The organism is Rhizobium sp. CF142 (assembly GCF_000281145.1).
Lineage (GTDB): Bacteria > Pseudomonadota > Alphaproteobacteria > Rhizobiales > Rhizobiaceae > Rhizobium.
On the sequence record NZ_AJWE01000099.1, the window covers coordinates 68,495 to 78,437 of the forward strand.

A 9,943-nucleotide genomic window follows, 5' to 3' on the forward strand; every position below is an offset into this window, starting at 1 on the left:
TTGCCCCATGCTTATCCGCCGTTCGCACTGGCGCTGCCAGCCACAGTTCGATACAGTTTATCGAAACTGTTATGGTTAGGGAACCAGTACGGATGGACGAGCAGATACAAGCAGGCAGCCGGGTTGGCATGGTGATGGCGACGATCCGCCAGCGCATTGCCGGCCGCAGCCTCACGCCCGGCGCCAAGCTGCCCTCGATCCGCAGCCTGTCGGGAACCTTGAAAGTCTCGGCCTCGACGGTGGTGGATGCCTATGAGCGGCTGGTCGCCGAAGGCGCGATCCTCTCGCGCCCCGGTTCCGGCTTTTATGTCGCCAGCCAGACGGCTCCGCTCTCGCTTGCTGATATCGGCCCTAAGCTCGACCGTGCCGTCGATCCCTTCTGGGTATCGCGGCAATCGCTGGAGGCGCGGGAAACCGATCTCAAGCCCGGCTGCGGCTGGCTGCCGCCCGCATGGCTTCCGGAAGAGGCGATCCGCCGAACCCTTCGATCCCTGTCGCGCGCCGATGCAGCAAGCCTATCCGATTACGGCGCGCCTCTTGGACTCAAGCCACTGCGCCAGCTGATTGCACGCCGCGCGGCGGAGCGCGGCATCGAGGCGTCGCCGGACCAGGTCATGCTGACGGAATCCGGCACACAGGCGATCGATTTCCTTTGCCGTTTTCTCATCGAGCCGGGCGATACCGTGCTGGTCGACGATCCCTGTTATTTCAACTTCCATGCGCTGCTCCGAGCCCATCGCGCCAAGGTCGTCAGCGTTCCCTACACGCCCTCAGGTCCCGATATCGAGCTCTTCGCCGCAGCGCTTACCGAGCACCGGCCGCGCCTCTACATCACCAATTCGGCGATCCACAATCCGACCGGCGCCACGCTGTCGCCTGTTACCGCGCATCGGCTCCTGAAGCTTGCCGAACAGCATGGCCTCACCATCATCGAGGACGATATTTTCGCCGATTTCGAACTGACGCCGGCTCCGCGCCTTGCCGCCTTCGACGGCCTCGATCGCGTCATCCATATCGGCAGCTTTTCGAAAACGCTCTCAGCCGCCGCGCGCTGCGGCTTCATCGCGGCGCGGCCGGAATGGATCGAAGGCCTGATCGACCTCAAGATTGCCACCTCCTTCGGCGGCGCTCGGCTGAATGCCGAACTGGTGCTTGGTGTGCTCAGCGACGGCAGTTACCGCAAACATGCCGACGGCCTGCGCAGCCGTCTTGCCAAGGCGATGTTCGAAGTGACGGCCTGGCTGAAGCCTCTGGGGATTCGCCCCTGGCTGGAGCCGCAGGCCGGCATGTTCCTCTGGTGCCACCTGCCGGATGGTCTGGATGCTGCGGCAGTGGCGCGTGCCGCGCTCGCCCAGAATGTCGTGCTCGCGCCGGGCAACGCCTTCAGCCTGTCGCAATCGGCCACCGGCTTCATGCGCTTCAACGTCTCCCAGACATTGGACAACAGGGTGTTTGACGTGCTTCGGGATGCGCTCCGGCAGGCATCAATTAGTCCGCCTGCCACTCCATGAAGGCTTTGCCGATCACCTTGCCATCCTCTTCCCGCCGCAGCCGGCAGAGGGCTTGCCGCCGATCGGGAGAAAGCGCCATCAACTCCACCCGCACGGCTTCGCCCGCCCGGATATTGCCGGAAAAGAAGATCTCACGCCGAGACACCTGCGAAAGCTCGGGAAACCAACGCCCGAAGGCGCGGTCGGCCAGCGCCTGGAATTCGGCGAAGTAGAAGAGCCCGGCGCCGTTGAACTCCTGCGACGCATCCGGCTCGAAGCGAAAGCCGCGCAGTGCCTTGGCCGGGTTGGCAGGCAGGCCGAAATGCGCCTCCAGCGTGCCGGCGCGCAGCAATGCTGCCGTCCTTGCCAGCGCATTGTCCTCCGCAGTCGCCGCCAGTCCGGGCAAGGGAACTCGGGCGATCGAATAATTGTCGCCCTCCCGCATCCGGCAGACGAATGTGGAAATAAGCTCCACCTCGCCGATCAGGTTGCCACGCACGAAAAGCCGGTGGCGGGTTGAAACCTGGGTGCGCGAGATGGGCGACAGTGTCGAGCGTATCGTCAAAACGTCATTGGCGCGAACCGCGCCGAAATTCGCATCCTCCAGCGACGTCGCGCAGATCGCCGCATAGGCCTCGCCGCCATCAGGCGTGCGGAAATCGGCATTCTCCATCCCGAGATGGCGCGCGAGCATCAGCCAGTGGCGATGCCCGAGATCCTTCATCACCCAAGTTTCCGAGAGGCCCGTGGGCGTCAGGTGCGGCATGCCGATGAGCATGTGGGGCGCAAGCGCTTGCTCCATCAACTCGCGCGCAGAAGGCTCTGGTGGATGAAAATCGAGGATCGCGACATTCATGTTCAAGCGCTTGCCGCCTGTTTCAGGGCTGGCCGGGCAGCCGCCTCCAGATGGCCGGTGAGGTGGTTCACCACATGCTCGGCATCCTTGCCGACGGCCAGGAACCGGCCGGAACCCCAGGTCCAGAGCCAGGGCAGGCCGAGAACATAGACGCCGTCGATGCCAGTCACGCCGCGCCGCTGCACCGGATAGCCGGTGCCGTCGAAGATCGGCAGGCCGACATAGGACCAGTCGGGCGAAAAGCCGGTTGCCCAGATCACCGACGTGACACCCTCCGCCTTGAGGTTAAGTTCCGCCGGCTCGCTTTCCGGCTCCCAGAGCGGCGCGTAGACGCTGGCCGGCGGCGCATCTATACCCTTTTCGTCAATATGCCGGTCGATCAGCGCATTGATGCCGTTATAGACGCGGTCGGCATTGTCGAGATTGGCCTTCAGATTCGGCTCGAACAGCATCCGCCCACTCGAAACACTCTCCATGCGCCCATAAAGCGACATGCCCTCCAGCGCGAATTTGCGCAGATCGATATCGCGCCCGCCGTCGCGGCCGGTCAGATAGTGGTTGGTGTCGTGCTTCTTCTTGGTCATGCCGTCATGTTCGACAGTGATGTCGTATTGGCCGACATCGGCGAGCCAGTCGACCACATCGCGGCCGCGATAGAAACGGGCGCAGCGTGGTGCATTGCCGGTGACCATATGCACCTTGCGGCCGGCAAGATGCAGGTCCTCGGCGATCTGGCAACCGGACTGGCCGGAGCCGACGACGACGACGGCGCCCTCGGGCAGCTGGCCGGGATTGCGATAGTCAGCGGTATGGATCTGCAGGATATCATCCGGCAGGCGTTCGGCGGCGCGTGGGATCGCCGGCGCGCTGTAGAGGCTGGTGGCGATAATGACGCTGTCGGCGGTAAGCGATCCCGCCGAAGTCGAGAGCCTGAAGAGATCGCCGGCCTTTTCCAGCGAGGTGACCGTCGTGCCTTCCAGCACGGGCGCGTTCACCTTTTTCACGAAACGATCGACATAGGCGAGGATCTCATCTTTCACCATGAAACCATGCGGATCATCGCCATCATAGGGGTGGTCGGGCAGCTGGCACTGCCAGTTCGGCGTCACCAGGCAGAAGGCGTCCCAGCGCTCGTTCTTCCATTTATGCGCCACGGTCTTCTTCTCGAAGACGACGTGGTCGATGCCGTATTTTCCAAGATAGTGGCTGGCCGAAAGCCCGGCCTGACCGCCGCCGATGACGACGGCGCTGTAATGCGGCTTGAGGGAAAAGGTCATGGGTCGGGTTCCTTTCAGAGAATGAAATTTTCGCAGCGCACGCGGGCATCGACGTCGGCAAGAAAGAGGGAGCCCGCCTCCTCGATGCGGGCGAGCTGGCCGCGGGCGAGCGAACACGGATAGCCGTATTTCGCCTCCACCCGGTCGCTGGCGATGGTCAGCGCCTTGCGGCTGCGGTCAAGGAAATCGCGGATCGGATAGGTCTGGCCTTCCTCGAAGAAATCCCGGATGACGAGCGAGGGCGAATAACAGGTCTCCTCGCGGCCATCCGGCCAGGCGATGACGAAACGCATTTCAGGCATGGGCAGGCTCCTTCAATGTTTCGTAGGCTTGGAGATGCGCGGCAGCCGTACGCTGCCAGCCGTGATGGGCGGCAAGCTTCAGCCCGTGCGGGATAAGCCCGGCGCGCACCGGCGGCATGAGCGAAATCGCCATGGCCTCGGCGATAGAGGCGGCATTGTGCGGATCGCACCAGACGACGTCTTCAGGGCCGAGATATTCGGTAAAGGGCGCGATCGAGGAGACGACAACGGGAACGCCGCTCGCCATCGCCTCCAGCACCACGAGGCCGAAACCTTCCTTGACCGAGGCGAAGACCAGCGTATCGGCGAGCCGGTAAAGCGCCGGCATGTCCTCGTCGGCAACCGTGCCGAGGATATGGACGGCAGCCGCATGTTCGCCGAGCGAGGCAAGCACGGCGCGGAACTCGCCCTGATAGCCGCGATGATCGAGCAGCGAAGCACCGCCGGCGATGACGAATTGCGCATCCGGGCGGATGGCGCGCACTTGGCCGAAGGCTTCCAGCATGGCGATCGTATTCTTGCGCGCCTCGATACCGCCGACAGCGAGGAAAACAGGGCCATCCGGCAAGGCGAGTTTGCTGCGCAGCGCAGTGCCGTCGGCGGTGGGAGAGAAGCGCTTGGTGTCGACGCCATTGCCGACGACGGTGGAGCTGATGCCGCGTGTTTCCTTGAGCGTCTTGCACCACATCGAACTGACGGTGAAGAACAAGTCGGCCCGGTCGATGGATCGGTCCTGCAGCTCCATCAGCCTGATGTCGGTGAACTGGTCGATATGGTGGACGGTGCGGACGAAGCGAGGGATGAGCCCGCGCTCCTTCAAGGTCGCCAGCGCATTGCCGGAAATGCCGTCATGGGCGTGGTAGATATCGAAACCGCGAGCCGCAGGGTTTTCGAAATAGCGGATATAATCGGTGATCCGCTGCTCGACCATTGCGGTCATCTCGGCGGCTCCCCCTTTTCCCCGGCGGGGGTCCGAAGGACGGGTTGAGACCAGTGGCTCAACCCCGGTCAATGCCCGCAGGGCAGATGAGGGGGAGGAGCGAAGCGACGCCTCGAGCGGCAGGCGAGAGGCAGACTCCGCATCCGCGGCCCCCTCATCCGACCCTTCGGGCCACCTTCTCCCCGCCGGGGAGAAGGGAGAAACCTGCGTAGCCGGCACTAGCACTGCACCACAGGCCGGCGTACGAAAAAATCCCGTCCCCTTCGCATCCGGCGCATGCAGCACGACCTCATGGCCGAGGTCCGTCAGCGCCTCCGAAAGCTGCATGGCGTGCACCACGCCGCCGCGCGGGTTGGTGGAGTGAGAAAGCATGGCGATGCGCAGCGGCCGGTTCATGCAGCATCCTCCTGCCGGCCGAGCTGCAGCAGCGGCGTCTCGGCATAATCGCGGATCACAATACGATCGGTGCCATCAGATATCGCCACTTCGCTGCCAGCTTTGACATTGGCGATCACGGCCGCGCTGATATTGCGGGCGGCAAAACGCAGGATCAACTCATCGGCCTTTTCGGGCGTGGTGGAGATCAGGTAGCCGAAGCTTGGGAACGTCGCGAACCAGCGCTCGAGCGCCACGCCATCCGGCAGCGGGATTGCCGAGATATCGATATCGATGCCGACCCCGGAACATTCCGCCAACATGATCGCCGTGCCGATGATGCCGCCCTGGCTGATATCCTTGGCGGCGAGTGCGAGTCCGGCTTCGGCAATGTTGGGCAAGATCTCCAGATCGCCGCGCAGCCGGGCAGACGGGGCATCTGTTGCCGCTTCCCAATTGTTGAAAGGTTCACGGTAGCGGCCGCGATGATCGATCGCCGCGATCAGCACATCCCCCGCTTGGGCATCGAAGCTGGTCAGCAGCTTCTTCGCCTTGCCGAGAATGGCGACCGAGAGCTGACCGCGATCGGTGCGGGTATTCGTATGGCCGCCGACGATTGGCACCCCGAACGTTCTCGCCGCCGCCCGCATACCTTCGAGCACCGGTGCGGCACCCGCCTCGCCATTCGCCCAGACGGCATCGACGACGGCGACGGGCCGGCCACCCATGGCGGCGACATCGGAAATATTGACCATCACCCCGCACCAGCCGGCAAACCAGGGATCGGCGGCGACGAACTCGTTGATGAAGCCCTCGATGGCAAAAAGCAGGTAGCCGTCGCCATCGGGCAGCGCCGCACAATCGTCACCCACCGCTACCGGTTGGCCGGCGAGGCCGAGGCTGGCGGCAACCGTGCCGATATCCGCCTTGGCGGCGATGCCGGAGGAGGCGGAAAGCTTGGCTGCCAGCGCCTTGATGTCGATCCTGTCGCCCATCACGCTGCCTTCCTGGCGAGCGCCACCAGCCCGGTTTCCGGCGTCGGGCAGGGCGGGTACCAGGCAAGATCCGCCTTCATTCTGAGATGCGGCTTGCCGTAGACCTCGAATTCCTCGATCACATCCCAATGCAGTCGCCGGAACAGCAACCCGTTCTGCACCTGCACATTGGCGAGAAACGTGTGGCAGCCCATCGCATTGGCGGAGGAGACGGCAAGCCGGATCAGCGTTGCGCCAAGCGCGCCGATCTTGCGGAAATCCTCGTGTACCGCCAGCCGCGAACCCCACCAGAGACCGGGCTCTTCCTGATGAATGCGCACCGTGCCGACCAGCCTGTCGGCGGCGACACCCATCATCGACAGCGCCACGATCGGGATGGCGTGATCGTCAGTCGCATCGCGGTCGTCGCTCGCGAAGATCTTCTGCTCCTCGCAGAAGACGGCGCGGCGCAGCGCATGCGCTTCCTGCCGTTCCCAGTCCGAGGTCGAAAACTTCACCTGGAATTCGCTGGCGCGGTAAGGCGCAAAAGGCTCAAGCATCATTTGGTCAGCATCCTTTCATAGGAGGAAAGGGCAGAGCAGGCGCCGCATTTGCCGCAGCCGGCCTTGATGTCGACTGCCTTCAGGCCACTATCGACCAGCATCTTGGAGAGCGGACCGAGAATCGAATGCATGAAATCCGGCTTCGGCGCCGAATGGCTTTCGAGCGGCGTTCCCGAGATCGGCACGAAGGGCACGACGAAAGGATAGACGCCGATGGCAACAAGCTTTTCGCAGATATCGAGGATCGCCTCGCGCGTATCGCCGAGGCCGGCAAGAATATAGGTCGAGACCTGGCCGCGTCCGAAGACCTCGACGGCCGCCGTGAAGGAGGTCATGTATTTTGAAATCGGCACCTGCGCCTTGCCGGGCATGATGCGTTCGCGCAGTGCCGGCGTGACGACTTCGAGATGCATGCCGAGAGCATCGACCCCGGCTTCCTTCATGATCGAGAACCAGATGTCGTCTTCCGGCGGTTCGCACTGCGCCTGGATCGGCAGGTCGACGGCCGCCTTGATGGCGCGGGCGCTGTCGGCAAGGATCGATGCGCCGCGATCCGGCCCCCTCGGCGTGCCCGTCGTCATCACCATATGCTTGACGCCGTCGAGCTCGACGGCAGCCTTGGCGACTTCCGCCAGTTGTTCCGGCGTCTTGTGGGCGACGGTGCGGCCGGCCGCCAGCGACTGGCCGATGGCGCAGAACTGACAGGTCTTGGTGCGGCTCTGATAGCGGATGCAGGTCTGCAGCACCGTGGTCGCCAGCACGTCGCGGCCATGCAGAACGGCGATCTGCGAATAGGGAATGCCATCGGCCGTGCTGCGCTCGTAGAAACGCGGGCGCAGCGGGAAGGACACTTCGCCGAGCACGCGCCCATCGCGGCTGATACGGCTCTTGCCCGCCTCATCGGGTTGATCGACCAGATAGGGGCTCTCGAAGGCCGGTGCGGTATGAACCGGTACCATCACGGTCATGCCGTCGATGGTCAGCGCCTTGTGGTCGGACGGGCCGGCGCCGCCGCGGCGGCTCTCATGGCCGGCCTTGGGATCAACGAGCCTGGCTCCGAAGGACTGCAACTCGTTGATCAGAGTCTCGGTCGGCAGAAACGTCGTATTGTCCATCGGTGTTGCTCCCTGTGTCTGTTTGGAAGGAATGTGCGGAGCCGACCATCGGTTGGGTGGCGCGGCCGTCCATGACGAGATGCAGCAGTTCCGGGCGGGCGTAGTGGCCGACCGAATCCATCATCCGCTTGCGCTTGGTGATCAGGCTCATGTCGAGATCGGCGATCAGGATGCCTTCGCCCTCGGTGATCGGTGGCGCCAGGTGCTTGCCCTCGGGCGAAATGATCGCCGTCATGCAGCCGCCGCGCAGTGCCTTCTGCAGGCCTTGATCGGGGGTAATGGAATTGATCTGCTCTTCGGTCAGCCATCCCGTGGCATTGACGACGAAGCAGCCGCTTTCGAGCGCATGGTGGCGGATCGTCACCTCCATCTGCTCGGCAAAGATCGGCCCGACCATCGAGCCCGGAAACTGGGCGATGTGGATTTCCTCGTGCTGGGCCATCAGCGCATAGCGGGCGAGGGGATTGTAATGCTCCCAGCAGGCAAGGGCGCCGAGCCGCCCGATACTGCTATCGACGACCGTGAGGCCGGAGGCATCGCCCTGGCCCCAGATCATCCGCTCATGGTAGGTCGGCGTGATCTTGCGGCGCTTGAGGATGAGCCTGCCATCGGCATCGAAGAGCAGTTGGGTATTATAGAGTGAGCCGTGATCGCGCTCGTTGACGCCGAGTGCCACGACGATGCCATGTTCGCGGGCAGCCGCCGCAACCGCATCGGTTGCCGCACTCGGAACGGTGACTGCTTCTTCATAAAGGCGCAGATGCTCGCGGCCCGATAGAACCGGCGGCAGCACGAATGAGAAATAGGGGTACCAGGGAACGAAGGTCTCCGGAAAGACGATGATCTCGGCACCCTTGGTAGCGGCTTCGGCAATTGTCTCCAGCACGCGCGCCAGCGTCTTTTCGCGCGAGGTCAGATCCGGCGCGATCTGCGCGGCTGCGGCCCGGACGGTCATTTTCTTTTCCATGGCGAAATCCTTCTGATGGTGTGAGGGAGGCGGAGGAGGGGAACTCCGCCTCCCGAACGCGGCTGATGACAGCGTTCCCGCCGGGTCAGAGCGTCCAGGTATCGAGGATGAAGGCGCCGTCGCGGCGGTGGATCAAGATCAGGTCCAGCACATCGAGTGGACTGATCGGGCGGATGCCGGGGATTAAGGCTTGTTCACCATGGCCATAGAGTGCCTGCAGCGCGAAGCGGCAGGCATAGACCTTGCCGCCTTCTTCCAGGAATCCTTTGATCTGATTGTTGAAGTTCAGATGGCCGGGAAAGGCTTCCGCGCCGAGTTTGGGAAAGCCGCGCTGCACGCCGAGCGTGACACCGGGGCCATAGAGAAGCACGGAGGTTTCGAAGCCCTTGCGCTTCAGGCGCTTGGCCTGCAGCAGGTTCACAAGGCCGATCGACCCTTCGAAGGCGACGGTGTGAAAGGTGATGAGGGCTTTGTCACCCTCCTTGGCCTGGACGTCTTCAAAGACCTTCTCCTCGTAATCGACGAAGAAGTCTCCATCTGCGTGGGCCGGTGCGGTAACTGCGGGCATGAATGGCTCCTGTGTTTGAAATCAGGCCCCTCTCGCGGGGTACAGCCATTGAATTGCAAGCATCGTGCCAAATTGACTTTGCACAAATAGCGGTCAATTCATGCCAGAAAACATTCAATTATACATTCAATTTTGGGGAGGAGTGAATTTCGCGCCGAATGGGCAGGCATTTACGTGCAAAAAATGAATGCAGAAGAGATCGAAATGAATGCAGTCAAAATGCCATCAATATATTGATGCTATGCGCGATGCCGATTATATCATGCTTGCATGCGGCATTCAGTCGTCTGGCGCACGTAGGCGCGACGCTGTTTTTGCGTGACAGACGAAATGTGCAACAATATACGGTCAATGTCGACGGGAATCCCCCTCTGCGTCGATCACGAATTGCGGAACATGAAATGAAAGACTGGCATCCCGATCTCAGCCGCTCCTCCAGCCCCCGCTACATGGCAATTGCCGATCTGATCGAGATGGATCTGAGAAGCGGTGTGCTGGCGGTGGACCTCCTCTATC

The 9,943-nt window shown here is 62.7% G+C and carries 10 protein-coding genes and 1 pseudogene; 2 read left to right on the forward strand and 9 right to left on the reverse strand.

Going from position 1 to position 9,943, the window contains the following annotated elements:
* Positions 1-71: 71 nt before the first annotated feature.
* The gene (locus PMI11_RS22470) at positions 72-1,511 is read left to right on the forward strand and encodes an aminotransferase-like domain-containing protein (RefSeq protein WP_037071890.1); all 1,440 of its coding nucleotides are present in this window, start codon (positions 72-74) and stop codon (positions 1,509-1,511) included.
* On the opposite strand, the gene PMI11_RS22475 is transcribed toward PMI11_RS22470, so the two are convergent.
* From PMI11_RS22475 to PMI11_RS22515, 9 genes are all read right to left on the reverse strand, one after another.
* On the reverse strand, positions 1,489-2,346 hold the full coding sequence (locus PMI11_RS22475) for a Pnap_2097 family protein (protein WP_007821612.1): 858 nt from the start codon (positions 2,344-2,346) through the stop codon (positions 1,489-1,491). The genes PMI11_RS22470 and PMI11_RS22475 overlap by 23 nt on opposite strands.
* A gap of 2 nt (positions 2,347-2,348) precedes the next feature.
* The gene (locus PMI11_RS22480) at positions 2,349-3,623 is read right to left on the reverse strand and encodes an MSMEG_0569 family flavin-dependent oxidoreductase (RefSeq protein WP_007821614.1); all 1,275 of its coding nucleotides are present in this window, start codon (positions 3,621-3,623) and stop codon (positions 2,349-2,351) included.
* 14 nt (positions 3,624-3,637) lie between these two features.
* Positions 3,638-3,925 carry an MSMEG_0570 family nitrogen starvation response protein gene (locus tag PMI11_RS22485; protein WP_007821616.1) on the reverse strand — a complete coding sequence of 96 codons (288 nt, stop codon included), beginning with the start codon at positions 3,923-3,925 and terminating at the stop codon, positions 3,638-3,640.
* Positions 3,918-5,261 carry an MSMEG_0565 family glycosyltransferase gene (locus PMI11_RS22490; protein ID WP_007821618.1) on the reverse strand — a complete coding sequence of 448 codons (1,344 nt, stop codon included), beginning with the start codon at positions 5,259-5,261 and terminating at the stop codon, positions 3,918-3,920. The genes PMI11_RS22485 and PMI11_RS22490 overlap by 8 nt, the downstream gene beginning before the upstream one ends.
* The gene (locus tag PMI11_RS22495) at positions 5,258-6,235 is read right to left on the reverse strand and encodes a sll0787 family AIR synthase-like protein (RefSeq protein WP_007821620.1); all 978 of its coding nucleotides are present in this window, start codon (positions 6,233-6,235) and stop codon (positions 5,258-5,260) included. The genes PMI11_RS22490 and PMI11_RS22495 overlap by 4 nt, the downstream gene beginning before the upstream one ends.
* Entirely contained in the window at positions 6,235-6,777 is a 543-nt protein-coding gene (locus PMI11_RS22500; protein ID WP_007821621.1) for an MSMEG_0567/Sll0786 family nitrogen starvation N-acetyltransferase, read from the reverse strand. The genes PMI11_RS22495 and PMI11_RS22500 overlap by 1 nt, the downstream gene beginning before the upstream one ends.
* Complete coding sequence (locus PMI11_RS22505) at positions 6,774-7,892, reverse strand: MSMEG_0568 family radical SAM protein (protein WP_037071891.1); 1,119 nt, start codon at positions 7,890-7,892, stop codon at positions 6,774-6,776. Before PMI11_RS22505 ends, PMI11_RS22500 begins: the two co-directional genes overlap by 4 nt.
* Positions 7,819-8,859, reverse strand: coding sequence for a Nit6803 family nitrilase (locus tag PMI11_RS22510; RefSeq protein WP_007821626.1), 1,041 nt, complete (start codon positions 8,857-8,859; stop codon positions 7,819-7,821). The genes PMI11_RS22505 and PMI11_RS22510 overlap by 74 nt, the downstream gene beginning before the upstream one ends.
* 85 nt (positions 8,860-8,944) lie before the next feature.
* The gene (locus PMI11_RS22515) at positions 8,945-9,427 is read right to left on the reverse strand and encodes an MSMEG_0572/Sll0783 family nitrogen starvation response protein (RefSeq protein ID WP_007821628.1); all 483 of its coding nucleotides are present in this window, start codon (positions 9,425-9,427) and stop codon (positions 8,945-8,947) included.
* 332 nt (positions 9,428-9,759) lie between these two features.
* On the opposite strand from PMI11_RS22515, the pseudogene PMI11_RS38160 reads away from it, so the two are divergent.
* Positions 9,760-9,943: pseudogene (locus PMI11_RS38160) on the forward strand (hypothetical protein); the annotation flags it as partial.